18 protein-coding genes are annotated in these 24371 nt (G+C 69.2%); 7 read left to right on the forward strand and 11 right to left on the reverse strand.

Going from position 1 to position 24371, the window contains the following annotated elements; all coding sequences use genetic code 11:
• The first annotated feature begins 11 nt into the window (after nt 1–11).
• Nucleotides 12–2840: a TonB-dependent receptor gene (locus ACFSC0_RS10110; RefSeq protein ID WP_377283062.1), complete on the forward strand. Its 2829-nt coding sequence runs from the start codon at nt 12–14 to the stop codon at nt 2838–2840.
• Between the two features lie 27 nt (nt 2841–2867).
• On the opposite strand, the gene ACFSC0_RS10115 is transcribed toward ACFSC0_RS10110, so the two are convergent.
• Nucleotides 2868–3485: a DUF938 domain-containing protein gene (locus ACFSC0_RS10115; RefSeq protein ID WP_377283061.1), complete on the reverse strand. Its 618-nt coding sequence runs from the start codon at nt 3483–3485 to the stop codon at nt 2868–2870.
• Between the two features lie 94 nt (nt 3486–3579).
• Between ACFSC0_RS10115 and ACFSC0_RS10120 the strand changes: the two genes are divergently transcribed.
• Nucleotides 3580–4569 (forward strand): sulfotransferase domain-containing protein, encoded by a 990-nt coding sequence (locus tag ACFSC0_RS10120; RefSeq protein ID WP_377283060.1) that lies wholly within the window; start codon nt 3580–3582, stop codon nt 4567–4569.
• Between the two features lie 12 nt (nt 4570–4581).
• Here ACFSC0_RS10120 and ACFSC0_RS10125 read toward each other — a convergent pair whose 3' ends face one another.
• The gene (locus ACFSC0_RS10125) at nt 4582–5073 is read right to left on the reverse strand and encodes a Cif family virulence factor (RefSeq protein WP_377283059.1); all 492 of its coding nucleotides are present in this window, start codon (nt 5071–5073) and stop codon (nt 4582–4584) included.
• A gap of 77 nt (nt 5074–5150) precedes the next feature.
• Between ACFSC0_RS10125 and ACFSC0_RS10130 the strand changes: the two genes are divergently transcribed.
• Nucleotides 5151–5747 (forward strand): GNAT family N-acetyltransferase, encoded by a 597-nt coding sequence (locus ACFSC0_RS10130; protein ID WP_377283058.1) that lies wholly within the window; start codon nt 5151–5153, stop codon nt 5745–5747.
• Between the two features lie 43 nt (nt 5748–5790).
• Here ACFSC0_RS10130 and ACFSC0_RS10135 read toward each other — a convergent pair whose 3' ends face one another.
• The 4 genes from ACFSC0_RS10135 to ACFSC0_RS10150 all read right to left on the reverse strand — a co-directional run bounded on the left by ACFSC0_RS10135 (nt 5791) and on the right by ACFSC0_RS10150 (nt 11902).
• Complete coding sequence (locus ACFSC0_RS10135; protein WP_377283057.1) at nt 5791–7029, reverse strand: pyridoxal phosphate-dependent decarboxylase family protein; 1239 nt, start codon at nt 7027–7029, stop codon at nt 5791–5793.
• Nucleotides 7030–7165: 136 nt separating this feature from the next.
• Nucleotides 7166–9199 (reverse strand): elongation factor G, encoded by a 2034-nt coding sequence (locus tag ACFSC0_RS10140; RefSeq protein WP_377283056.1) that lies wholly within the window; start codon nt 9197–9199, stop codon nt 7166–7168.
• 105 nt (nt 9200–9304) lie between these two features.
• A complete protein-coding gene (locus ACFSC0_RS10145) occupies nt 9305–10150 on the reverse strand; it encodes a DUF5961 family protein (RefSeq protein WP_377355142.1) in 846 nt (281 codons plus the stop codon).
• Between the two features lie 177 nt (nt 10151–10327).
• Nucleotides 10328–11902 carry an AMP-binding protein gene (locus tag ACFSC0_RS10150; RefSeq protein WP_377283054.1) on the reverse strand — a complete coding sequence of 525 codons (1575 nt, stop codon included), beginning with the start codon at nt 11900–11902 and terminating at the stop codon, nt 10328–10330.
• A 119-nt stretch (nt 11903–12021) separates the two neighbouring features.
• On the opposite strand from ACFSC0_RS10150, the gene ACFSC0_RS10155 reads away from it, so the two are divergent.
• Both ACFSC0_RS10155 and ACFSC0_RS10160 read left to right on the forward strand, forming a co-directional pair.
• Nucleotides 12022–12867 carry a hypothetical protein gene (locus ACFSC0_RS10155; RefSeq protein ID WP_377283053.1) on the forward strand — a complete coding sequence of 282 codons (846 nt, stop codon included), beginning with the start codon at nt 12022–12024 and terminating at the stop codon, nt 12865–12867.
• A gap of 187 nt (nt 12868–13054) precedes the next feature.
• Entirely contained in the window at nt 13055–14482 is a 1428-nt protein-coding gene (locus ACFSC0_RS10160; RefSeq protein WP_377283052.1) for a carboxylesterase/lipase family protein, read from the forward strand.
• A 211-nt stretch (nt 14483–14693) separates the two neighbouring features.
• Here the strand turns inward: ACFSC0_RS10160 and ACFSC0_RS10165 are convergent, their stop codons facing one another.
• Together ACFSC0_RS10165 and ACFSC0_RS10170 are read right to left on the reverse strand one after the other, a co-directional pair.
• Nucleotides 14694–15470 carry an alpha/beta fold hydrolase gene (locus ACFSC0_RS10165; protein ID WP_377283051.1) on the reverse strand — a complete coding sequence of 259 codons (777 nt, stop codon included), beginning with the start codon at nt 15468–15470 and terminating at the stop codon, nt 14694–14696.
• A gap of 9 nt (nt 15471–15479) precedes the next feature.
• On the reverse strand, nt 15480–16748 hold the full coding sequence (locus tag ACFSC0_RS10170; protein WP_377283050.1) for an LLM class flavin-dependent oxidoreductase: 1269 nt from the start codon (nt 16746–16748) through the stop codon (nt 15480–15482).
• A 238-nt stretch (nt 16749–16986) separates the two neighbouring features.
• Here ACFSC0_RS10170 and ACFSC0_RS10175 point away from each other — a divergent pair, with 238 nt between their 5' ends.
• On the forward strand, nt 16987–18234 hold the full coding sequence (locus ACFSC0_RS10175) for a TetR/AcrR family transcriptional regulator (protein WP_377283049.1): 1248 nt from the start codon (nt 16987–16989) through the stop codon (nt 18232–18234).
• An 87-nt stretch (nt 18235–18321) separates the two neighbouring features.
• Here ACFSC0_RS10175 and ACFSC0_RS10180 read toward each other — a convergent pair whose 3' ends face one another.
• Nucleotides 18322–19830 (reverse strand): MFS transporter, encoded by a 1509-nt coding sequence (locus tag ACFSC0_RS10180; RefSeq protein WP_377283048.1) that lies wholly within the window; start codon nt 19828–19830, stop codon nt 18322–18324.
• 27 nt (nt 19831–19857) lie between these two features.
• Nucleotides 19858–21366, reverse strand: a complete 1509-nt coding sequence (locus tag ACFSC0_RS10185) for an MFS transporter (protein WP_377283047.1) — start codon at nt 21364–21366, stop codon at nt 19858–19860.
• 97 nt (nt 21367–21463) lie between these two features.
• On the opposite strand from ACFSC0_RS10185, the gene ACFSC0_RS10190 reads away from it, so the two are divergent.
• Complete coding sequence (locus ACFSC0_RS10190) at nt 21464–21664, forward strand: hypothetical protein (protein WP_377283046.1); 201 nt, start codon at nt 21464–21466, stop codon at nt 21662–21664.
• A gap of 100 nt (nt 21665–21764) precedes the next feature.
• On the opposite strand, the gene ACFSC0_RS10195 is transcribed toward ACFSC0_RS10190, so the two are convergent.
• The gene (locus ACFSC0_RS10195; protein ID WP_377283045.1) at nt 21765–24365 is read right to left on the reverse strand and encodes a TonB-dependent receptor; all 2601 of its coding nucleotides are present in this window, start codon (nt 24363–24365) and stop codon (nt 21765–21767) included.
• Nucleotides 24366–24371 lie beyond the last annotated feature (6 nt).

Consider the following 24371-nt stretch of genomic DNA (forward strand, 5'->3'; position numbering starts at 1 on the left):
AGTGGAACATCATGAAGCGGCACCTGCTCGCATCGAGCGCGCTCGCGGTCAGTCTGATCGCGACGGACGCCCTGGCCCAGGATCGGGGCACGGTCGTCGAGGAACTGGTGGTCACGGCGCAGCGGCGGGAGGAGGCCCTGCAGGACGTGCCGATCGCCGTCTCGGCCTTCGACCAGGGGGCGCTGGAGCGCTCCCGCATCGAGGGCGGGCCGAACCTCGTCACGGCGGTGCCGAACGTCAACTTCTCCAAGGGCAACTTCACCGGCTACAACTTCCAGATCCGCGGCATCGGCTCGAAGCTGGTGGCCGGCTCTGGCGACGCCGGCACCGGCATCCACCTCAACAACGCCCCGCTGCTCTCCAACAACCTGTTCGAGACCGAGTTCTACGACGTGGAGCGGGTGGAAGTGCTGCGCGGGCCGCAGGGCACCCTCTACGGCCGCAACGCCACCGGCGGCGTGGTGAACATCATCACCGCCAAGCCCACCGACCAGTTCGAGGGCATGATCCGCGGCGAATTCGGCAACTACGACACCTGGAAGGCCCGCGGGATGGTCAACATCCCGATCAACGACGTGGTCTCGACCCGCTTCGCCGGGACCTACCTCAAGCGCGACGGCTACGGCGAGAACCTGGTCACCGGCAACGACGCCGATAACCGCGAGCTGTGGGGCGTGCGCGCCTCGGTCTCGTTCGACCCGGCCGAGAACTTCCGCGCCTGGTTCGTCTGGGACCACTTCGAGGAGGACGACAACCGCTCGCGGATCGGCAAGCAGTTCTGCACCAAGGATCTGGGGCCGGCGAACATCGGCGGCCTCGGCTATTCGACGGCGGCCGGCGGCCTGATCGGTCAGATCCAGCGCGGGCTGTTCAGCCAGGGCTGTCTGCCGACCTCGCTGTATGATCCGAGCGCGCTCGGCACGGTGAACTCCCAGGCGACGCTGGGCGGCCTGTTCGGCGCCCTCGGCGGCTTCCAGACCGGCGACGCCTACGCCGGCAAGATGCAGACGCCGGACATCCGGGACATCGAGTCGACCTTCGACCCGATCTACAAGTCCAAGACCGACATCTACCAGTTCAACGCCGAGTTCGACGTCACCGAGAACCTGATGTTGAGCTGGCTGACCAGCTACACCTACTACAAGCTCTACACGCGCCAGGACTACAACCGCTATGTCCCGAGCACGACCTTCAACACCACGCCGAATCCGGTCAACGCCTTGGCCGCCGTGCCCGGCTACCCCACCCTTTACGCCGGCCTCTTCCCCGGCGGCGTGATCAACGACCCGCAGAACGGCGCCTTCAACCGTTTTGCGACCAGCGACATCTCGTCGGCCTACACGGAGAACTGGAGCCACGAGGTCCGTCTGCAGTCGAACTACGACGGCCCGCTGAACTTCAACCTCGGCGGCCTGTTCCTGCGCTACCAGACGCAGGGCGACTACTATGTGATGTTCAACACCGGTACCGGCTGGTACCAGATGAACAACCTGCTCGCGACCGGCAACGCCAACTGCCAAGGCCCGGCGCCCTGCGTGACCATCGACCCGAACAAGGATCCGAACCGCTCGGGCCACAACTATTACGACAGCTACGGGCCCTATGACCTGACGAGCTACGCGGTATTCGGCGAGCTCTACTGGCAGATGGCCGAGAACTTCAAATGGACGCTCGGCCTGCGCTACACGGTCGACAAGAAGGAGGTCCTCAACAACACGGTCGCCCTGGGCACGCCCGGCATCGGCCCGACCCCCGGCACGCCGCGGATCCTGGAGGCCGAGTTCAAGGAGCCCACCGGCCGCTTCGGCTTCGACTGGAAGCCGGACCTGGGCTTCACCAACGACACCCTGATCTACGGCTTCTATTCGCGCGGCTACAAGGGCGGCGGCCTGAACCCGCCGTTCAGCCCCGGGATCGGCGTCGTGCCGACCTCGCCGATCTTCCAGCCCGAGTTCATCGACGCCTACGAGATCGGCACCAAGAACACCCTGATGGACGGGTCGCTGCAGCTGAACCTGACCGGCTTCTACTACGATTACGCCGGCTACCAGGTCTCCAAGATCATCAACCGGACTTCGATCAACGAGAACATCGACGCCAAGGTGAAGGGCTTCGAGATCGAGAGCGTCTGGCAGCCGATCGAGGGCCTGCGGCTGAACGCGGCGATCGGCTACCTCGATACGGAGATCCAGAACGCCAGCTCCATCGACACCTTCAACCGCACCCAGGGCAACCCCAACCTGGTGCTGGTGAAGTCGAGCTCGGCCTCCAACTGCGTGGTTTCGCTCGCGGCGGCCCAGACGGCGCTGGCCATCTCCAACGGCCAGGTGCCGGGCTTTGCGCCCAATCCCTTCAACCTGCTGGGGGTCTGCACCCTCACCTCCGCCGCCGGGGCGGGGACGAACATCGGCGGAACGGGCGCCATCGCCGCCGGCACCAACGCCTTCGGCGGCCTGGTCAGCGAAGGCGTGCCGGTCAACCTCGACGGCAACGAACTGCCCAATGCGCCGGAGTGGACGGTGTCGCTGGGCGCCCAGTACACGATGAACTTCGGCGACTGGTCGGCCACCCTGCGCGGCGACTACTACCGCCAGTCGGAGACCTTCGCCCGCATCTACAACAGCCCGGCGGACCGGATCGACAGCTGGGAGAACGTCAACCTGACCCTCACCGTCGCCAACCTCGACATGGGGGTGGAGGTCGGCGCGTTCGTCAAGAACGCCACCGACGAGGAGGCGATCACCGACTTCTACCTGACCGACGACTCCTCGGGCCTGTTCCGGAACGTCTTCTTCACCGAGCCCCGCACCTACGGGATCTGGATCCAGAAGCGGTTCTGATCGTCGATCGGCCGGCTGGGGCGAGCCTCAGCCGGCCTTCTCGAACCAGAGGCTGAGGTTGTTCGCGGGCATCTCGATGCGTCCGGCCAGTTTCAGCCCTGAGCGAGCGGCCAGCGCCGCCACCTCCTCCAGCCGGCGAAGACCCCATTCCGGATTGCGGCGCTTCAGGTCCTCGTTGAAGGCGAGGTTGCTCGGCGCTGTGGGGACCTGCGCCTCCAGATAGGGGCCGTAGAGGTAGAGCAGGCCCCCGTCCGGCAGCGCGCGTTCGGCCAGCGTCATCAGCCCTTCGGCCGCGGACCACGGGCTGATGTGGATCATGTTGATGCACACCAGGGCGTCGAACCCCTCCGCCGGCCAGGTGGACGGGTCCGTCGCGTCCAGGCGGATCGGCGGGAGCAGGTTGGGCAGGGCGGCCGCGGCGCGCCAGGCGGCGATGCTGGCCAGGGCCTCGGGCGAGGGATCGCTCGGCCGCCAGGTCACCCCCGGCATGCCGCGGGCCATCCAGACGGCGTGCTCGCCGGCCCCGCTGGCCACTTCCAGCACCCGCGCCCGCTCGGACAGCCGGGCGCGCAGCACGGCCAGGATCGGATCGCGGTTGCGCGCCGTGGCGGGCGATGACAGGGCGCCGGGCGGGGTGTCCGACATGGGAGGCTCCGGACTCGGGAGCCGCACCTTAGCACCGGCCGACGGGCCGGACGGCGTTCTTCATTCCTGCAGACCGGCTCGGCGGAAGCGCCGATTGAGCCTTAGCGAACGCCGCTATATCTCCGCCGCCAACCTGAACACCGCCTCGGAAGGCATTCCCTTGACCACCGACACCCTGACCAAGCCGGCGCAGGCCGCCTGGCCGAAGAAGACGCGCGAACTCTTCAACCACCACATGGATTCCACCGTCTGGAACGACTTCGCGTTCCGCGACGACGACGTGATCGTCGGCACCTATGCGAAGAGCGGCACCACCTGGACGCAGCAGATCGTCGGCCAGCTGGTGTTCCAGGGCGACCCGGACGTGCCGATCCACGAGATCTCGCCGTGGCTGGACCTGCGCATCATGCCGCCGGACACCAAGGCCAAGCTCGAGGCCCAGACGCACCGGCGGATCATCAAGACGCATCTGCCGCTCGACGCGCTCGTCTTCTCGCCGAAGGCCAAATACCTCTACATCGCGCGAGACGGCCGCGACGTCGTGTGGAGCATGTACAACCACCACGCCAACGCCAACCAGCTCTGGTACGACGCGCTGAACAACACGCCGGGCCGGGTGGGGCCGCCGATCGGCAAGCCCGATCCCGACATCCGCCGCTACTTCCGGACCTTCGTGGAGAAGGACGGCTATCCGTTCTGGTCGTTCTGGGAGAACATCTCCACCTGGTGGACGGCCCGCCACCTGCCGAACGTGAAGCTCGTGCACTTCGCCAACCTGAAGCTCGACCTCGAAGGCGAGATGCAGGCGATCGCCGACTTCCTCGGGATCGACGTTCCGGCCGAACGGTGGCCCACGATCGTGGAGCACTGCACCTTCGACTGGATGAAGGAGCACGCGACCCAGGTCGCGCCGCTGGGCGGGGCGATCTTCGAGGGCGGCGCCGGGACCTTCATCAACAAGGGTACGAACGGGCGCTGGCGCGACGTCCTCTCCGCCGAGGAGTGCGCCTGGTACGAGGCCCTGGCGGAAGAGAAACTGGGCCGCGACTGCGCGCGCTGGCTCAAGACCGGCCAGGGCGCCTAGGGCCCGGCCGCCTCAAGGGGCGGACGGCGGGCATTTCACGATGCTGTCCGTCTGCCCCTTCGAGAGCACCCGTCCGCCGGCCAGCACCAGCGTCTGGTCGGTCTGCGCGCAGACCCTCCGCACGCGGCCGCCGGTGGTGACGGTCGTCACTTCGAAGCCGAGGACACGGGCGGTGCGTCCGCTCGGCGCGATCCGGATGCTGCGGACGGCGCCGCGCTCCTGAGAGCTCGAGCTCGCCAGGAAGCGCCTGGCGGCCGCCTTGGCCTCAGCCAGCCCGCTGCGGCCGTAGGTGATCGTCTCCTCCGGCGTCTTGTGCTGGTCGACGAACACCGCGTCGGCTGTGAAACCCGCGAAATAGGCGTCCAGCCGCCGCTCGTTCCACGCCTTCTCCTGGGCGGCGAGGTAGCGGCGCACGCCCGCTTCCGTTAGCCCCGCCGCCTGCGCCGGTCCGGCGAGCGCCGCCGCGATGAGCGCCAGGCGATACAACTGGTCTGGCCTGCGCATCGAAACTGGACCTTTCCGCCGGACCACCTATCCGCCATCCCTCGGCGCGATGGAACCTTGAGGGGGAGACTGGCGCCATGAGTTGGCCCGATGATGTCACGCTGACGGGCGCCCACGCGAGCCTGGAGCCGCTGGGGCCGCAGCACGCCGAGGGGCTGGCGGCGGCCAGCGCCGACGGCGAGGTCTGGCGGCTGTGGTACACCCGCGTGCCCTCGCCAGAGGAGGTTCCGGCCGAGATCGAGCGGCGGCTGAAGCTGAAGGCCAGCGGGATGATGCATCCCTTCGCCGTCCGCGACGCCGCCGGCCGGCTGGCAGGGATGACCACCTACTGCAACATCGATCCCGTCAGTCCGCGAGTGGAGATCGGCTACACCTGGTACGCCAAGAGCGTGCAGCGCACGGCGCTCAACACCGAGTGCAAGCTGATGCTGCTGCGGCACGCCTTCGAGAGCCTCGGTTGCCTCGCGGTGGAGTTCCGCACCAATCAGTTCAACTTCGCCAGCCGCCGGGCCATCGAGCGGCTGGGCGCGAAGCTGGACGGGGTGCTGCGCAGCCATTCGAAGAACCCCGACGGCTCGCTGCGGGACACCTACGTCTTCAGCATCACGGCGGCGGAATGGCCCGCCGTGCGGACCCACCTGACCTGGCAGCTCGAGCGGCCGCGGGGGGGGTAGCTCGAACTCCTACCTCCCGCCGCTGCGCGGGGGAGGTAAGAGCCTACGAATACCGCGCCTCAACCTGCGCCGGCGCCGCCGCGCCCTGCACCTCATCCACCGCCCAGGCGAGGTCTTCGAGGTAGGCGCCGGCGACCTGCGCGTGCACGGGCGAGAGCATCAGGTGCAGGCTCTTGGGCTCGGTGGTGATGCCGGTGAACCAGCCCTTCTCCCGAAGCTTGGCCCAGACCGCCAGGATGTCGACGTCTTCGCGGGTGAAGGCGACGAGGCCGAGCTGCGGACGGCCGAGCACCGCGAAGCCCTGCGCCGTCACGCCGGCCTCGATGGCCTCGCGGGCGCGCACGACCTCGCCCTGCTTGGCGCGATAGCCCTCCACGCCCAGGAAGTTCATCACCGCCCAGGCCGCCGAGATCGCCCCGCCGGGCCGGGTGCCGGCCAGCGTCGGGGTGACCATCCGCCCGCCAGGCCAGTCCTTGAAGTCGAAGGTCATGAAGTCCTGCAGGGCCTTGTCGCGGAAGAACACCGTCGAGGCGCCCTTGGCGCAGTAGCCGTACTTGTGCAGGTCGGCGGACATCGAGCGCACGCCCGGCAGCTCGAAGTCGAAGGGCGGGATGTCGGTCCCGTTCATCCGCACGAAGGGGGCGATGTAGCCGCCGACGCAGGCGTCCACGTGCAGCCACAGGTCCCGGCTGACGGCCAGCGCGGAGAGCCGCGCGATCGGATCGATCAGGCCGTAGGGGAAGTTGGGCGCCGAGCCCACGACCATCACGGTGGCGCCGTCGGCCGCCGCGGCCATGGCGTCGGGATCGGCCAGGTAGTCCTTCAGCGGCGTGCGCCGGACCTCGATCTCCATCAGGGCGGCGGCCTTGTCGAAGGCGGGGTGGGCCGAGCGCGGGATGACGATGTTGAGCGGGCCGGCGACGCCGCGCGCCTTGCGGGCGTGGTCGCGCGCCGCCTTCATCGCCATGGTGATGGAGTCCGTGCCGCCCGAGGTGATGACCCCGGACGCCCCCTCCGGCCCGTGCAGCAGGGCGAGGCCGAAGCCGACCACCTCCGCCTCCATGCGCTTCAGGCTGGGGAAGGCGGCGGGCCCGAGCCCGTTCTCCGACTGGAAGAGGGCGTAGGCCTCCTTCTGGACCTGCTCCACCTCCGGCCCGGCGTTGAACACGTAGACGGCGGTCTTGCCGTCGCGCCAGCGGACGTCGCCCGTGGCGTAGCCGAGCATGCGGGCCTTCAGCTCGGGCCAGGGGGTTCCGGTTGAGGGCAAGGCGGATTGGGTCATGGGGCTCCTCAATCCTCCCCCACAGGGGAGGGGGACCGCCGAAGGCGGTGGAGGGGGTTCACGCGCACCGAGTCGGAGCTTGTGAACCCCCTCAGTCGCTTCGCGACAGCTCCCCCTGTGGGGGAGCATCATTGGCCTAGGCCATCGCGTGCTCGCGCTTGACGATGTCCTCGGCGATCCGGCCGGTGACTTCGGCCATGTGGTCGAACTCGGCCACGTAGTCGCCCAGGCCTTGGGTCAGGCCGCGCAGTTCGGCGATCAGGTCCTGCCGCTCGCTCTCGGGCAGGTAGACCTCGATCTCGTCCCAGCCGGCCCAGCCCTCGCGCGGGTGGAAGCCGAGGATCTGGCCGCGGCGGGCGGAGATCGCCGCGGTGATCCGGGCGGTGGCCGACGAGGGGGCGTGGATGGTCAGCTTCTCGATCGGCTCCAGCAGGTAGCTGCCGCAGGACTTCAGCCCCTCGCTCATGGCCAGGCGCCCGGCGGCCCGGAAGGCCATTTCGGAGGAGTCCACCGAATGGTAGCTGCCGTCGATCAGGCAGACGTCGACGTCGACCACCGGAAAGCCGAGCGGGCCCTTCTGGGCCGCATCCCGCACGCCCTGCTCGACCGCCGGGATCCACTGCTTGGGGACGACCCCGCCGGTGATCCGCTGCGAGAAGACGACGCCGGAGCCCGGCGCGCCCGGCTTGATCTCGATGATCACGTCGCCGAACTGTCCGTGGCCGCCGGTCTGCTTCTTGTGCCGGCCGTGCTGGGTGACCCCTTTGCGGATGCTCTCGCGGTAGGAGACCTTGGGCCGGGCCACCTGCGCCTCGACCCCGAACCGCCGCTTCAGCCGCTCCAGGGTGATCGCCAGGTGCGCCTCGCCCTGGCCGGCCAGCAGGTGCTCCTGGGTGATGGGATTGTGGGTCAGCCGCAGCGTGCGGTCCTCCTCCACCAGCTTGGCCAGGGCGCCGGAAAGGCGGACGTCGTCCTTGTGCTCCTTGGCCGAGATGGCCATGCAGTAGAGGGGCGCAGGGTCGGCGGCGTCGATCTTCGGCCGGCGGGCCTTGCCGTCGACCGACAGCACCTGGCCGGCGAGGGCCTGGTCCAGCTTGGCGATGGCGACCACCTCCCCGGGGCCGGCGTGGTCCACCTTCTTGGTCGCGGCCCCGTCCAGCTTGAAGAGGCCGCCCGGCCGGGTGCGCTGGCCCTCGGAATCGGTCAGCTCGTCGCTATCCTTCAGCGTCCCGCCCATGACCCGGGCGAAGGTCAGCTTGCCGGCCTGGCCGGCGTAGGAGGTCTTGAAGGCGTAGGCGCAGGGCCCGTCCAGGCCCAGCCGCTCGGCGGCGCGGGAAACGTCCGGCGTCTCGTGCCGCAGCGCCTTCAGGAGGCGGCGCACGCCGAACGAATTGAGCGCCGAGCCGAAGAAGACGGGGACGATCAGCCCCTCGTTCATCTCCTTCACCAGGTCGCCGAACACCTCGTCCTGGCTGGGCGTCAGGTCGGAGAGCAGCTCCTCCATCAGGGTGTCGTCGTAGTCGGCCAGCTGCTCCAGCATGTGGAAGCGGGCCTCGGCCTCTTGCGCCACGATGTCCTCGGGCAGGTCGATGCGCTCGGAGGGCTGGCCGGGCCGGTAGACGAAGGCGCGCTCCAGCGCCAGGTCGACGAAGCCGGTCACCTGCTCGCCTTTGAACAGCGGGATCTGGCGGGCCACGATCGGCGCGGAGCTGATCGGGGCCAGGGCGTCCAGGAGGCCGTCCAGCGGCCCGTGCGCCTGGTCGATGCGGTTGATGAAGACGGCGTGCGGCACGCCCAGCCGCTCCAGCGACTTGAAGATCGGCTGCAGCAGGGCGGCCTTCTCGGGGTGCGGGTCCGCGACGATGATCGCCAGGTCCACGGCCGGCAGCACCCCGTCGGCGGCGCCGCAGAATTCGGTCGCGCCGGGACAGTCGAAGATGGCGTAGCGGTCGCCCATGAACTCGAAGGCGGCCAGGTTGGGTTCGACGGACTGGCCTCGTTTGCGGGCCTCGGGACTGGCGTCGCCCACACTGGATCCGGCGTCGACGCTCCCCTGCCGAGGAATGGCCCCGCTGGCGAACATCATCGCTTCCAGAAGGGTGGTCTTGCCGGCGCCTGCAGCGCCGACCAGGGCGATGGCGCGCATGGCGCCCGGCTTAGTGCCGGCCATGGTCTGGTCCTCCATCTCTATCGGACGCCGGCTCGTTCAATGGCCGGCCGATGGGAGGATGCTCCACCCGCGAGGACACAAGTGCAAGCGCGAACGGGCGCGCCGTCAGGGCAGGAGAGGGGGCTCCTCGGCCTCGACCGTGGCCGGCTCGGGGGCCGGCGGCTCGGCGGCTGCCGCCGGCTCGGCCGCCGGGAGCTCGAGGGGCTCGGGGGCGATGTCGGGCGCCGGCAGGGTCAGGAAGCCGTCGCCCGGGTCGACGGGCTGCACCGGGCGCGGGGCGGCCGGACGCGCCGCGGCGAGGCTCCTGGCGCCGGAGGACGGCCGCGCCGCCGGGGCCGCGGCGGGCTGCGCCGCCTCGGGGGAGGCGGCCGCGGGGGCCGGGCTGGGCGAGGTCTGCAGGACCGCCGCCCTGAGGCGGAGCGTCTCCTCGGCGGGCGCGGCGGGCTGGGCCGGCGCGACAGCCTCGGACCAGGGGGCCTGGCTCATCCGGTCGCGGATCAGCTGGGTGATGACGATCGCGGCGACGAGGATCACGGCCAGCGCGGCGGCGGCGTTCACCATCCAGCGGCGTAGGTCGGGGGTCTTCGCATGGGCCATCGGCGGCTCGGCTCTGGAGATCGGACCGATGGCGAACCGCTCAGCCCCGGGCGGGGTTTCCGTGCGGATCGCGGCCCTGGCCTCAAGTCGGGCTCGGCGCACCTGCAGGTCGGACACGCCGGGCCGGGCGACGTCGATCACCGTCTCCTGCCGCTCGCCGCTGTCCAGGTCTGTGAGCACCAGGCGCACGGCGCCGTCGGCGTCCGGCACCGGCCGCCAGGCTTCGGCGAACGCCAGGGCCGCTTCGTCGAAGTCGGGCGCGCGCACCACCTTGCCGCGGTCGCGGGTCTCGTGGGCGGTGTGGACGACGAACCGCCGCAAGCCGCCGTCGCTTCGGGTGGTTGGATGGCTCAAGGCGCGCTCCCTCGCCTCTCGGAACTGGGTTCGGAAGGCGGGGACGGCCCGCGTCCGGCGAGGCGCGGCGCGCCGCTCCTCGCCCGGTCCGCCCGCAGGCGGCCCCCGATCGCGCGCTACCCAATCTGGGCGAAGGATGGCGAAAATGGGCCGCTGGCGGCGCGGCCTCCTGTCGCGTCAGATCTGTCGGGCGCGGCCCTTCCAGTAGGGCTCGCGGACCTTGTTCCGCTGGATCTTGCCGGCCTGGCTTCTGGGCAGCTCGTCGGCCCAGTCGATGTCGCGCGGGACCTTGTAGCGGGCCAGCGCGCGGCGGGCGAAGTCGAGGATCTCCTGCTTCAGCGCCTCGGTCGGCTGGACCCCGGCCTTGAGCTGGATCACCGCGCGCACCTCCTCGCCCCACTCGTCGTTGGGGATCCCGATGGTGCAGCTGTCCTCCACCGCCGGGTGCTTGATCAGCTCGTTGTCGATCTCCTGGGGATAGATGTTCACTCCGCCGGAGATGATCGTCTCGGCGTTGCGGCCGGTGAGGAACAGGTAGTCGTCCTCGTCCAGGTAGCCGATGTCGCCCAGGGTGAAGTAGTCGCCGCGCCGGCCCTTCTGGGTCTTCTCCGGGTCGTTGTAGTACTGGAAGGCCCCGCGCTCGGGCAGCTTCATGTAGATGGTCCCGGCCACGCCCGGCGGGCACTCGTTCCCTTCCTCGTCGAGGATCTTGGCGGCCTCAGGCGAGGGCCGCTTGCCGACGCTGCCGGGCTTCTTCAGCCACTCGTGGGAGTCCAGGCGGAAGCCCGCGCCGCCTTCTGAGCCGGCGTAGTATTCGTTTAGCACCGGGCCGAACCACTCGATCATCGCCCGCTTGGTCTCCGGCGGGCAGGGCGCCGCCCCGTGCGTGATGACCTTGAGGGAACTGACGTCGTACCTCGCCCGCACGTCCGGCGGCAGCGCCAGCAGCCGCTGGAACATGATCGCCACGAAGTGCGAGTGGGTCACGCGCCGCTCCTGGATGGTGCGCAGCACGCCTTCGGAGTCCCACTTGTCGATGAACACCAGCGGCACGCCGTTGGTCAGCGGCCGGCGCACGTCGCCCAAGAGCGGGGCGGCGTGGTAGGCGGGTCCGGTGCACATGTGCAGGTCGTGGTCGCGGTCGTAGGCGGGGTTGAACTCCGGGTCGGGCGCGTCCGGCTTGAAGACGCCCTTGGGCCGTCCCGTGGTGCCGGACGTGTAGAGCATGGTGTAGCCGCGCTGGGGATCGGGGATGTCCGCCCCCTCGTAGCGCGCCAGCGTCGCCTCGTACGGCAGGAAGCCTTCGATCTCCCCGCCGATGGCGACCTTGACCGACAGGGCCGGGCACTGGCCGGCGGCAGGGCCCGCGGCCGCGATCCGGGCGTCGGCGAACAGCGCCTTGGCCTCGCAGTCTTGCACGATGTAGGCGATCTCGTCGGCGGTCAGGTGCCAGTTGACCGGTGTCACCCGCATGCCCGTGCGCATGACGCCGGAGAGCACCTCGCAGAACTCGCTGCGGTTCGAGCAGAGCAGCGCGACGCTGTCTCCGGCCTTCAGCCCGGCCTCGCGCAGCAGCCGGACGATGCGATTGGCGTTGGCGTTCAGCTCGCCGAAGGTCCGCTCGCGGCCGTCGGGGTCGTAGACCGCCACCTTGTGCGGGGTCAGGTCCGCCCAGACGGCATGCATCATGCCGACCTTGATGGCCTCGTTGACCCGGGTGGCCAGGTCGAGCTTGTCGATCGCTGCGTCCATTCCATCCTCCCGAATATCGACGCTACTTCGCGTCGTGACCCTCTGGCGGGGCCGTGAGAGGATAAGCTGACAGAAAAGCCAGTGGAAAGGCCGCCGGCAGAGCGGCGACGAGGACGACGATGAGCATGATAAAGGACGCCGAAGAGCGCGTGGGGCCTTTCCGGACGCCCCGCAACATGGCCCAGCAGGTCAAGGGCTCGATCCATGACGACGCCACGGCCTCCAAGCTCGGCCTGAAGGGCGGCACGGTCGCCGGCTCCATCCACATGGACCAGTTCGTCCCCCTGCTGGTCGATCTCTACGGCGAGGCCTGGTGGAAGACCGGCTGCCTGTCGCTGATGTTCAAGCAGGCCACCGTGGACCGCGAGGAGGTGCGGGCGGTGGTGCGCCCGGGCGAGCCGCGCGCCCGGCTGACCATGTTCAACCGGCCGGGCGACCTGATCTGCGAGGGTACGGCGAGCCTGCTCGCGCCCGACACGGAGTCGGAGCTTTCCAGGCGCCTGCCGGCCCAGGAGCCGGCGGGGCCCGGCGCGCTGCGCATCCTGGCGGCGCTGAAGGTGGGCGACGCGGCGAAGGACATTCCCGTCGAGATCAGCGCCGAAGGCGCGCGGCGCCGGATGGAGACGATCACCGAGCCGCTGGCGGTCTACGAGGGCGAAACCGGCGTCCTGCCGCCGTCGCTGGCGGTCGGCCTCGCCCACCAGGCCCGCTCGGCGGTGGTCGGCTCGGCCGGCAAGTCGGTGGGTCTGTTCGGCGCCCTGGAGGTGCAGCACCTGGCCGGGCCGCTGCGGGCCGGGACGGCCTACCTCGCCCGCACCAAGGTCAGGCAGCTCTCGGAGAGCCCGAAAACCGAAAACGTCTGGTACGACGTGACCCTCTCCGACAAGGCCTCCGGCCAGGACGTCGCCAACGTCCTCTTCATGCTCCGCTTCATGAAGGCGTCTTTGCCGCTGTGGGCGCAATAATCCACGTCATCCCGGGCGGCCGGTAGGCCGACCCGGGACCCAGTCAGCGCGCGGTCGCTGGGTCCCGGATCGCGCTGCGCGCGTCCGGGATGACGGGGTTTGTTGCCCCCGCGTCAGGCCGCGCCTAAGCTGTGGTCAGGCCCGCCTACAGATGAGCGGGCGCGAGCATGAGGGGTAAGGCGCGATGATGGGCAGACTGTTCGCGGTGGCGGCCGCCGCGGCCTTGCTGGCGGGTTCCGCCAGTGCGGCCGATCCGGTGAAGGTGAAGATCGACGCCGGCGTGCTGGCGGGCTCCAGCGAGGACGGGGTCAATTCGTTCAAGGGCATCCCCTTCGCCAAGCCGCCGGTGGGCGAGCTGCGCTGGAAGCCGCCGGTGGCCCCCGCCGCCTGGAGCGGCGAGCGCGATGCGACCAAGTTCCAGCCGCCCTGTCCGCAGCCGATCAACGCCGACGGCCGGCCGAACGGCGGCGGCGTCTCTGGCGAGACCAGCGAGAACTGCCTCTACCTGAACGTCTGGGCGCCGGCGAACGCCAAGAAGGCGCCGGTGATCGTCTGGCTCTACGGCGGGGCCGGCTACCTGGGCGGCGCGCACCTGGGCTCCTACAACGGCACGAGCTTCGCCAAGAACGGCGTCGTCGTGGTGACCACCAACTACCGGCTGGGCGCGCTCGGCTACTTCGCCCACCCGGCGCTGACCAAGGCGGCCGCGCCGGACGAGCCGCTGGTCAACTACGCGATGATGGACGCGGTCGAGGCCCTGAAGTGGGTCCAGCGCAACATCGACCAGTTCGGCGGCGATCCGGAGAACGTCACCGTCATGGGCCAGTCGGCCGGCGGCTTCATGGTCGTGGGCCTGCTCTCCATCCCCAGCGCCAAGGGCCTGTTCCACAAGGCGGTCGTGCAGTCCGGCGCCGGCCTGCGCCCCGGCCGCACCCTGGCCGAAGGCGAGGCGGACGGCGTCAAGGCCGCGACGGCGCTCGGGCTGCCGGGCGCCGAGGCCACGCTCGAGCAGCTCCGGGCCCTGCCGCCCGAGGCGTTCGTCAGCAAGCAGGAGACCCGCGCAGGGATCCGCGGCGTCGTCGACGGCAAGTTCGTCACCACCACGACGCTGGATGCGCTGAACGCCGGCCAGGCGCACGACGTGCCGCTGCTGGTGGGCAGCAACAACGGCGAGGGCGGGGCCGACGGCGCCCGCAAGCTGGTGCAGCTCGCGGCCAAGGGCGCGCCGGCCTACCAGTACTACTTCACCTATGTGCCGGCCTGGCGGACCGCGGCCCAGCCGAACGGCGCGCCCCACTCGGCGGAACTGCCCTACGTCTTCGCCAGCCTCGACACCGCCTCGACCGGCGGCGGCTCGCAGGTGACCGAGGCCGACCGGGCCGTGGCGAAGAACGTCAACTCCTGCTGGGTGGCGTTCGTGAAGTCGTCGCCGAGCGATAAGGCCTTCACGTGCGGGAACGGCTTCAAGGTGACGGCCTACGATCCGGCTGCGGACGACGTCTCGGTGTTCGCCGACGCCTTCTCGGTCCGCAAGGGCGCGGAGATTCCCAACGGCCCGCCGGCCCGCGCCGCCGCGCCTGCGGCGACTGCGGCCGCGCCCGCCGGGGCGAACTAGCGACCGCTCCTCTCCTCTCCCCCGAGGCGCAGCCCGAGGGGAGAGGTCGGGAGAGGGGCGGAGCGGCCTGGCCGCCGCTCCGGATGGTCGTCCTCGGATCGCGGCGCGAGCCGTGGGGATGAGCGTACGACCGCCCGCGCAGCGCTGACGCCGCTTCACCCCTCTCCTCAATCCTCTCCCCCCGCGCTTCGCGTCGGGGGAGAGGAGGACGTCACGCCAGCCTGCCGATCGCCTGCGCGACCTCCGCCGGCTTCTCCAGCACGACCATGTGCCCGGCCTCGGGGATCGAGACCAGCTCGGCGCCGGCGATGCCGCGCTTGAAGGCGTGGGCGTAGGGCGGCGGGATCATGCGGTCGCTGTCGCCCCAGACGATCACCGTCTTCGCCTTCACCCGGTAGAGCCGCGTGGACAGGCCCCGTTCCGGGATCGGGAACAGGATCCGCCCGGCCATGCCGAGCTGGCGGGCGTTGGTCACCAGGTAGGTCTGCAGGAAGTTGGGGTCTTCCACGTTTCGGCCGGCGGTCAGCATGGCCGCGCCGGCCTCGGCGTCGTGGAACAGCAGGGCCGGGGCCTCGTAGGGCATCATCGAGAACAGGTCGGCGATCGGGTGATCGTCTATCCAAAGTCCGGCCGGGGCGATCAGCGCCAGGCGCGAGATGTCGTTCGGCTGCACCGCGGCCATCTCGGCGGCGATCATGCCGCCCATCGAGTGGCCGACCAGGATCGGGTCCTCCAGGCCCAGCGCCTCGACCACGTCCCAGGTGTGGAGGGTGAAATCCAGCATGTCGCGGATCTCCGGGGCCTCCTCGGAGTCGCCGTAGCCGGGGACCAGCGGGGCGAACACCTGGTGGCGTTCGGCCAGGGCGTTCAGCAGCGGGTCCTGGGGCGTGACCCCGCCGGCGCCGTGCAGATAGACGAGAGGGCTGCCCGAACCGCCGGTGATCACGCGGACCGGAACGTGGTGGGTCTGGACGGTGGTGAGCTCCATCGTTCCCTCCTATTCCGCAGCCGGCACGAGCGGCGCCTTGGTGGGCGCGGGCGGCAGGGAGCCGGGGCTGACGCGCGATCCCAGCGGCTTGCACCAGAAGCGGTCGTCGTCGGCGTATTCGGGGAAGATGTTGCGGAGCTTGGGCATCACCTTCTCGGCGAACAGCTTCGTCGAATACATGCACTTGTCGGCCGGCATGTTCCCCACGTGCATTAGGCAGAAGATGTTGCCCACGTGCAGGCCCTTGATCAGCTCCTCCATCCGCTGGCGGACGGTCTCGGGGCTGCCGGCGATCACGTGGCCGCCTTCGGTCAGGTCCTTCCAGGTGAGGTTGGCGTAGCCGCCGCGCTGAGGGGCGTACTGCGACAGCGCCCCGGACTGGATGGTCTTGATGGTGCGGTAGCCGGGGGCGTCGGCGAAGCCCGGATAGACGTGCAGGCAGCGGTTGTAGAAATAGCTGACGTGCTCGGAATAGAGCCGCTCGGCTTCCTCGTCGGTCTCGGCCACGCAGATGGTCTGGGCGAAGCCGGCCCGGTAGGGGCTCTTGTCGGGCGCGCCGCGCTCCTCCACCCGCTTCCAGTAGCCGTTCATCAGCGCCTGGGCCCGCAGGTAGCCCGAGAAGCTGAGGTAGGAGTAGCTGTAGGTGTTGTCGATGCAGAAGTCGTAGGTCTCCACCGAGCCGCCGCCGGGGATGTGCACCGGCGGGTGCGGCTGCTGGATGGGCCTGGGCCAGATGTTGACGTAGCGCAGCTTGTTGTAGCGGCCGTTGAAGGTGAACGGCTCGCGCGTGGTCCAGGCCTTGATGATCAGGTCGTGGGCCTCGGCGTACTTCTCCCGGGTGAGCGAGGGGATCTGGCCGTAGCAATAGTTGGTGTCCATCGACGTCCCGACCGGGAACCCCGCAACGAGGCGCCCGCCCGAGATGCAGTCGAGCATCGCGAACTCCTCGGCCACCCGGACCGGCGGGTTGTAGAGGGCGATGGAGTTGCCCAGCACCACGATGGCCGCATCGCTCGTCCGGCGCGCGAGGCCCGCGGCGATGATGTTGGGGCTCGGCATGATGCCGTAGCCGTTCTGGTGGTGCTCGTTGACCCCGATGCCGTCGAACCCGAGGTCGGCGGCGTATTCGAGGAGGTCCATGTAGGTGTTGTAGACCTCGTGGCTCCTGGCCGGGTCGAACAGGTTCTGGTCGATGTCGACCCAGACGCTGCGGTTCTTCTCCCGGAAATCGTCCGGCAGATAGGGCCACGGCATCAGGTTGAACCAGGTGAACTTCATCGGCGTCCTCCTCGACCCATCGAAGGGCTCTTGGCCGCCTCTGGCGTGCGGCCTTCGGTGAACAACGATAACCCAAAGAGGAGCGCGGCCAAGCGCGGATGGCCGGGTCGGGGGCGCCGATCGCGGGCCGGGCCCGCTGGCCGGCCGGCGGGTGCGATCCCGAACGTTCGAAAAGCCTTCCCCTGCGGAGGTCTCTCGTGGCATGGCGGTTTCGAAAACCCGACCAGCAAGGGGACCCATGGCCGAACGCAGCCTCGCGCGATCCACCGCACGATACGAGAAGAAGCGTGAGGCCATCCTCGACGCGGCGACGGAGATCCTGAACCGGGCCGGCGTGCGCGGCCTGACGCTGGGCGATGCGGCCGCCGCGGTCGGCCTCTCGACGACCAGCGTCACCTACTATTTCAAGCGCAAGGAAGACCTGGCGGCCGCCTGCCTGATGCGCGGCATCGACGCCCTCTACGGCTTCGCCGAGGCGGCCTGCGCCGAGGCCACGCCCGAGGCCCGGCTGAAGAAGCTGCTGGAGCTGCACTTCGAGCGCCTTCGGCAGGGCGCGGCGGGCGAGGCGCCGCCGCTGCCGGTGCTGAGCGACCTTCGGGCCCTGAACCCGCCGCGCAAGGCGCAGGTCTTCGAGGCCTTCATGCGGGTGTTCCGCAAGGTGCGGCAGGTGTTCGACGCCCCGGAGCTCGCGGCGCTGAGCCGCGGCCGCAAAACCGCGCGCACCCACATGCTGCTCGAGCAGCTGTTCTGGGCCGAGGCCTGGCTGCGCCGCTACGACCTGGAGGACTATCCGCGCCTGGCCGAGCGGGTGTTCGGGATCCTGACCGGCGGCCTGGCCCAGCCCGGCGCCGCCTGGGCGCCCGAGCCGATGGAGCTGGAAGAGATCGCCGGCGCCGATCCGCAGGAGATCTCCCGCGAGACCTTCCTGCTGGCCGCCACCCGGCTGATCAACAGCCGCGGCTACCGCGGCGCGTCGGTGGAGCTGATCTCGGCCGAGCTGAACGTCACCAAGGGCTCGTTCTACCACCACATCGACGCCAAGGACGATCTGGTGGTGGCCTGCTTCGAGCGCACCTTCGAGGTGATGCGGCGGGTGCAGCGCAAGGCGATGGCCGGGCCGGGCGACCAGTGGAGCAGGCTGGTCAGCGCCGCCGCGACCCTGGCCGAATACCAGCTCTCCGACTACGGCCCGCTGCTGCGCACCTCGGCGCTCAGCGCCGTGCCCGAGCACATCCGCGGCAAGATGGTGGAGCAGTCCAATCGGGTCTCCGACCGCTTCGCCGGCATGATCTCCGACGGCATCGCCGAGGGCTCGATCCGGCCGGTGGACCCGTTCATCGCCGCACAGATGCTGAACGCCACCCTCAACGCCGGCGCCGAGCTGAGCTTCTGGGTCCCGGGCGTGAAGCAGAAGGCGGCCCCGGCGGTGTTCGTCCGCCCCCTGCTGATGGGCATTTTCGAACTGCCGGCCCAGCGGGGCGGCTGAAGGGATGGGTGACACGTAGCGCTCCGCGCAACCCGCCACCGATGTCCGCCGGTGCCGGGTTGGGCGAAGACCTACTTGTCACCTCTGTCAGACCGGCCGGCTCTGGACGCCGACCGGACCGACGTGTGCGGGCAGGGGATCGGCCTCGGCGATCGCCTCGGTGACGGCGGCGGTCTCGCGGATGGTCGCCAGGTTGCGCTCGTGGCCTTCCTTGTCGAGCCGGTAGAGGAACAGCACGCCCGCCGCGATCAGGATGGCGATGTAGACGGTCGGCACGTAGGCCAGCGCCAGGTTGTTGAGGATCTGCGGGTCCACCTGCCCGGGCTTGGCCCCCTCGGGGAAGCCGACGGCAGTCAGCAGGGCGCCCGGGATGATCACCGACAGCCCCTGGGCCAGCCGCTGCAGCGTGCTGTCGGCCGACAGCAGCAGGGCCTCGGACCGGCGGCCGGTCTTCACCTGGTTCTCCTCCACGGTGTCCGCCAGCATCGAGGTCAGCATGATCGCCGCGCCGGAGATGCCGGAGGTGGCCAGGAACTGCGCCGCCGCGAGGATCCACAGCAGGGCGTCCGAGCCGTTCGGCGGCATCAGTCCCATCAGGCGCAGCACGATCGGCGAGAGGCTGACGGTGATCCCGCCCAGGCCCAGCAGCATGGCCGTCGAGCGCTTGCCGACCTTCTGGGAGACGAGGCGGGCCAGCAGCGCCCCCACCGGCGTGGCGAACAGCGGCGCCAGCATCAGGATCAGCAGCTTGGAGGAGGGCAGCTCCCAGAAGTAGGTGCTGAAGTAGAGCGTCAGCCCGCCGACCATGCCCAGCATCACGCCGATGAAGGCGCCGGCGCAGAGCAGGACCAGGAAATTGCGGTTCGAGAGGGTGGAGACCAGCTCGCGCAGGATCTCGCCCGGCTCGGTGCGCCGCTTGGGCGGAATGTGGAGCCGGGGGATGGTGTGGTGGGTCCCAGCCGTCGAGACGAGGATCACCACCACGGTGATCGCTGCGACGGTGACGGCGTAGGGGCTGTATCCGGCCGCGTTCAACTGCCCCATGGGTTGGTCCGGCGTGGAGCGCAGGAACCAGCCATAGGCGAGCACGGCGGCGAGCGCCGCGCCGATGGCGTTGAACACCAGCCGGTAGCCGAGCAGGCCGGTCCGCTCGTGGTAGTCGGGCGCCAGCTCGGGCGCCAGCGCCGAGCTCGGCACCTCGTAGAGGCTGATGGTGGCCCGCGAGAGGATGACGAACACCAGCAGCCAGCCGAACATCTGCCAGTCGCTGAGCCCCGCCGGCGGGTGCCACAGCAGGATGAAGCTGAGCGCGAAGGGCGCCGCCGAGAGGTACATCAGCGGATGGCGCCGGCCCCAGCGGGTGCGCATGCCGTCAGAGACGAAGCCGAGGAACGGGTCCCAAAGCGCGTCCAGGATCAGCGAGGCCGACAGCGCCAGGCTGACGATGTGGGCCGGCACGCCCATCAGCTGGTTGTAGTAGAGCAGCAGCAGGCTGCTGATCAGCTGGTTCTTCAGCCCGTAGGCGATGGAGCCGAAGCCGTAGACCAGCTTCACCGGGAAGCTGAGCCGAGGGGGAGCCGTGGCCGTCTGCGTCATGCTCTCCCTCCGGCCCCGTTCGCCGCCCTAGATCGGCCGGCTCTGCACCCCGATCGTCCCTGCCGGGCTCGGCAGGGGATCGGCTTCGACGATGGCCTCGGCCGTCGCTGTCGCCTCGCGCAGCTTGGCGAGGTTCTGCTCGTGGGCCTCCTTGCTGATCCTGTAGAAGACCAGCATGCCGGCCATGGCGAGCACGGCGACGTAGACCACCGGCACGTAGATGTAGGCCAGGTTGGTGAGGATCTGCGGATCGATCGAGCCCGGCTTGGCCTTTTCGGGGAAGCCGACGACGGTCAGCAGCACGCCCGGGATGATCACCGACAGGCCCTGCGCCAGCCGCTGCAGGGTGTTGTCCGCCGACAGCAGCAGCGCCTCGGACCGGCGGCCGGTCTTCACCTGGCTCTCCTCCACCGTGTCGGCCAGCATCGAGGTCAGCATGATCGCCGCGCCGGTGTGGCAGGCCGAGGCCAGGATGCGGTCGACCACCAGGATCCACAGCAGGATGTCGGTGCCGTTCGGCGGCATCAGCCCCATCAGCCGCAGCACGATGGGCGCGATCGAGATGGTGATGCCGATCGCCGGCAGCAGCATGGCGGTGGGCTTCTTGCCGATCCTGCGCGAGATCTTCGGCGCCAGGATCGCCCCGATGGGCGAGGAGATCAGCGGCGCCAGCACGATGATCAGCAGGCTCGAGGACGGCAGCTCCCAGAAATAGGTGCTGAAGTAGATGTGCAGGCCGCTGACCATGCCCAGCATGATGCCGGAGAAGGCGCCGGCGATCAGGATCACCAGGAAGTTCCTGTTCGACAGGGTGGCGAACATCTCCCGGAAGATCTCCGCCGGGCTGGCCCGCCGCTTGGGCGGCACGTGCAGGCGCGGGATGGTGTGGTGGGTGCCGGCGGCCGAGAAGATGATCACCACGATGGTGATCAGGGCGACGGTGATCGCATAAGGGCTGTAGCCGGCCTCGTTGAGCTGGCCCATCGGCTGCTCGGGCGTGGAGCGCAGGAACCAGCCGTAGGCCATGATCGCCGAAAGGGCGCCGCCGATGGTGCCGAACAGATAGCGGTAGCTGAGCAGCACCGTGCGGTCGTGGTAGTCGGGCGCCAGCTCCGGCGCCAGCGCCGAGCTCGGCACCTCGTAGAGGCTGATGGTGGCCCGCGAGAGGATCACGAAGGTCAGCAGCCAGCCGAACATCTGCCAGTCGCTGAGGCCCTCGGGCGGATGCCACAGCAGCACGAACGAGATCGCGAACGGGATGGCGGAGAAATACATCAGCGGGTGGCGCCGCCCCCAGCGGGAACGCAGGCCGTCGGAGAAATAGCCGACCGCCGGGTCCCAGAAGGCGTCCAGGATCATCGAGGCCGACAGCGCCAGGCTGACGATGTGGGCGGGCACGCCCATCAGCTGGTTGTAGTAGAGCAGCAGCAGGCTGGCGATCAGCTGGTTCTTGAGGCCATAGGCGATCGAGCCCAGGCCGTAGATCAGCTTCACCGGGAAGCTGAGACGCGGCGCCGCTGTTTCCGTCTGCGTCATACACTCTCCTTGAGGCTCACGAGCAGGCGCGCTCCGCCGCAAGCGGCCGCGCTCGCCGTCCGCGCCTCACGCGGCCGGCCCAAGATGTCGAGGAAAGATGAAGGCGAGCATCGCCAGCTCGCGCGCCAGCGAATTGTGGCCGCACGTCACCCTGTTCCTCCTGCCCGGCAAGTTTGCCCGGCCAAATTATTATTGCGTCGGCAAGCAACCTCGGCAGGAGGCGCGCGCGTCGACCGCTTATTCCTCAACGGTGCTTAGGTGGCGACGCGGCGTCAACGACTTTGTTCTTACCGAATAGACACAATCCGGCGGAGCCGAAACGGTCGGGCCTTCGCCGGAAAAACAAGGGGCGCGCCGCTCGCGCGACGCGCCCCGCCTTGCTCTCCTGAAAGGGGTCTCTACCGGAACCGGTACTGCAGCTCGACGCCGTAGGTGCGCGGCGCGATCAGCGACAGGTTGCGGGTGATGAAGCCGAACGTCGGCAGCATGGCGGTGTTGCGCCGGTTGGCGTCCGCCCCGGCCGCGCCTTCCACATCGAAGATGTTCTTGACGAACCCGATGACCGTGAACCGGTCGTCGGCGTCGTTGAACAGGACCCGCGCGTCCACCGTCTCGTAGGCCTTGGCCTGGTTGTACCAGCGGTTGAACACCGAATAGTAGGTGTCGTCGCGCCAGACGTAGCTCACCGAGGCCGTCAGGTCGCCAGGCGCCAGCTCCCAGGTGTAGTTGGCGTTCACCGTCACCCGGTGCGGCGTCGACGAAGGCAGCTTCTGGCCCGAGAGGTTCTGCGCACCGGTCGGCGTCGCGGGCTGGGCGCCGGGCTGGGTGGCGTTGGGATCGTCCGGATCGCTGAAGCAGCAAGCCTCTTCGATCGTCGCGTCCAGATACGAGTAGTTGAGCAGCAGCTGAAGGTTGTCGATCGGCTGCCAGATGGTCTCCAGCTCGAAGCCCTTGCTCGTCGCCTGCGGCAGGTTGAAGAACTCGGTGGTGGCGTTCTGCGTGATCGGATTGATCCCGGAGAGAGGCGCCTGGATGTCGCTGTACTCGTAGTAGAAGGCGGACGCGTTGACCTGGAGGTTGCCGCCGAAGTTCTTCTTCAGGCCAATCTCGTAGGCGTCGATCAGCTCCTTGTCCGTAGAGACCAGCTGCTGAAGGGTGACGGTGCCGGCGTTGAAGCCGCCGGCCTTGTAGCCGCGCGTGTACTTCGCGTACGCCATGGTGTCGGGATCGGGCTCCCACTGGACGCCCAGGGTTCCGCTGAAGGCGTCCCAGTCCTGCTCGAGCAGGCGATGGCGGTAGCCGGTGGTGGGATCGGTGTAGGGCGCCACGACCACGGCTGGGTCGATCTGGGGGCCCTGGCCCACGACGATGGAGGTGACGTCCACCGGCGTCAGGAACGCCCGCGTCGGACACCCGGGGCTGGTCGAGAGCCAGCAGAACAGCCGGGCGCTCTCGAAGGCGCGCTTGCGGTCATAGGTGTAGCGCAGGCCCGCGGTGAGCTTCCACTGCTCGGTCATCTCCCAGTCCACCTGCCCGTAGGCGGCGTAGGACTCGTTGACGTTCTGGGAGCTGCCGTAGGCGTAGCGGCGCAGCGGGTTGGGGGCCGCCGGCACGAACGCGGTCGGGGCGGCGATGTTGAAGTTGATCGGGTTGGCGAACTGCGGCTGGTCCGGGAAGCGGGCGTCGGACAGCGTGTAGTTGGAGCCTTCCCGGTACTGGTAGAGCCCGAACAGCCACTGCAGCGGCGAGTCCGTCGTCGAGGCGAAGTTCAGCTCGTTCGAGAACCACCAGACTTCTTCGTGGTACTGGTTCACCTGGCTGGGGAAGAAGGCGATGCCCCCCGGCGGAATCGCAAAGCCCGGCGCGCCGGTCGGATTGGTCGGCGTGCGGAAGAACGGCGTGGCGCTGGTGATCTGGATCGGCCCGACGTTGGAGCTGTTGTCCAGGTCCGACTGCAGCCGGTAGTCGTAATAGTGGTGGCCGCCGATATAGCGGATGTCGAACCCGTCGAGGTGCAAGGTGGCGTGGAGCGTGAAGTCCACGTCCTCGAGCGTGATGACGTTCGGCGTATTGGTGTCGAACAGCCGCAGGTCGCCGCTGTTGGCGGCATAGGGCGTGGTGTAGCCGAAGCTCGGGTTGGGGGTGAGCGACGGGGCCGCGCCGATCAGCAGTTGCCCGATCTCACGCTGGCCGATCACGGCGGTGGTGCGCCCGCCCGGGCCGCGGCCCAAGGTGTCCCACTCCGCGGTGGAGCCCTTGAACCACCATTCGAACTTGCCGTCCGCCAGCTCGCCGTCGAGCTGGTACTCGATCTGCCAGGTGTCCCCGCGCCCACCCTCGGTGCGCCCGTCGCTGATGTTCGTGAAGTAGCCCTCGTCCTGGCTGGTATAGGTCCCGGCCAGGCGACCGCGGATGTTGCCCCATAGGGGCCCGGACACCGCCGCCTCGTAGGTCTGCAGGTCGTAGTTCTCGAAGTTGGCGCGGACCTCGGCGTAGAACTCATCGGTCGGCCGCTTGGAGATGATGTTCAGCGCCCCGCCGATGGCGTTGCGGCCATAGAGGGTGCCCTGCGGACCGCGGAGCACCTCGGTGCGCTCGATGAACAGCGTGGAGCGGGCGAAGGACGTCACCGAGGAGGTGAAGAAGCCGTCGCTGTACATCGCCACGCCGCCCTCGGAGGAGCGGTTGTTGGTGAACCGGCCGATGCCGCGCATGTTGATGCGGTCGGTGTTGGTCGCGTAGGCGAGGCCCGGCGTGAAGTTGGTCAGGTCCTGCACGGAGCGGATGCCGACCACTTCGCGGGTCTCGTCGGTGAAGGCCGAGACCGCGACCGGCACGTCCTGCAGGCTCTGCTCCCGCTTTTCGGCGGTGACCACGATCTCTTCGATGACGTTGCCCGCCGCGAGGCCCTGATTGGGGTTCTCGGTGGTCCTGGGCGTGGAGTCCTGCGCGTGGGCGGCGCCCGCGAGCGTTGCGGTGACCAGCGCTGTGGTCACCATGAGTGG

Source organism: Phenylobacterium terrae (assembly GCF_042681205.1).
GTDB lineage: Bacteria > Pseudomonadota > Alphaproteobacteria > Caulobacterales > Caulobacteraceae > Phenylobacterium > Phenylobacterium terrae.

Bases quoted from the DNA above. Each gene is read 5' to 3' on its own strand.
- ACFSC0_RS10110 (WP_377283062.1), top strand. From the start codon at position 12: ATGAAGCGGCACCTGCTCGCATCGAGCGCGCTCGCGGTCAGTCTGATC.
- ACFSC0_RS10115 (WP_377283061.1), bottom strand. From the start codon at position 3,485: ATGTCGGACACCCCGCCCGGCGCCCTGTCATCGCCCGCCACGGCGCGC.
- ACFSC0_RS10125 (WP_377283059.1), bottom strand. From the start codon at position 5,073: ATGCGCAGGCCAGACCAGTTGTATCGCCTGGCGCTCATCGCGGCGGCG.
- ACFSC0_RS10130 (WP_377283058.1), top strand. From the start codon at position 5,151: ATGAGTTGGCCCGATGATGTCACGCTGACGGGCGCCCACGCGAGCCTG.
- ACFSC0_RS10135 (WP_377283057.1), bottom strand. From the start codon at position 7,029: ATGACCCAATCCGCCTTGCCCTCAACCGGAACCCCCTGGCCCGAGCTG.
- ACFSC0_RS10140 (WP_377283056.1), bottom strand. From the start codon at position 9,199: ATGGCCGGCACTAAGCCGGGCGCCATGCGCGCCATCGCCCTGGTCGGC.
- ACFSC0_RS10150 (WP_377283054.1), bottom strand. From the start codon at position 11,902: ATGGACGCAGCGATCGACAAGCTCGACCTGGCCACCCGGGTCAACGAG.
- ACFSC0_RS10155 (WP_377283053.1), top strand. From the start codon at position 12,022: ATGAGCATGATAAAGGACGCCGAAGAGCGCGTGGGGCCTTTCCGGACG.
- ACFSC0_RS10160 (WP_377283052.1), top strand. From the start codon at position 13,055: ATGGGCAGACTGTTCGCGGTGGCGGCCGCCGCGGCCTTGCTGGCGGGT.
- ACFSC0_RS10165 (WP_377283051.1), bottom strand. From the start codon at position 15,470: ATGGAGCTCACCACCGTCCAGACCCACCACGTTCCGGTCCGCGTGATC.
- ACFSC0_RS10170 (WP_377283050.1), bottom strand. From the start codon at position 16,748: ATGAAGTTCACCTGGTTCAACCTGATGCCGTGGCCCTATCTGCCGGAC.
- ACFSC0_RS10175 (WP_377283049.1), top strand. From the start codon at position 16,987: ATGGCCGAACGCAGCCTCGCGCGATCCACCGCACGATACGAGAAGAAG.
- ACFSC0_RS10180 (WP_377283048.1), bottom strand. From the start codon at position 19,830: ATGACGCAGACGGCCACGGCTCCCCCTCGGCTCAGCTTCCCGGTGAAG.
- ACFSC0_RS10185 (WP_377283047.1), bottom strand. From the start codon at position 21,366: ATGACGCAGACGGAAACAGCGGCGCCGCGTCTCAGCTTCCCGGTGAAG.
- ACFSC0_RS10190 (WP_377283046.1), top strand. From the start codon at position 21,464: ATGAAGGCGAGCATCGCCAGCTCGCGCGCCAGCGAATTGTGGCCGCAC.
- ACFSC0_RS10195 (WP_377283045.1), bottom strand. From the start codon at position 24,365: ATGGTGACCACAGCGCTGGTCACCGCAACGCTCGCGGGCGCCGCCCAC.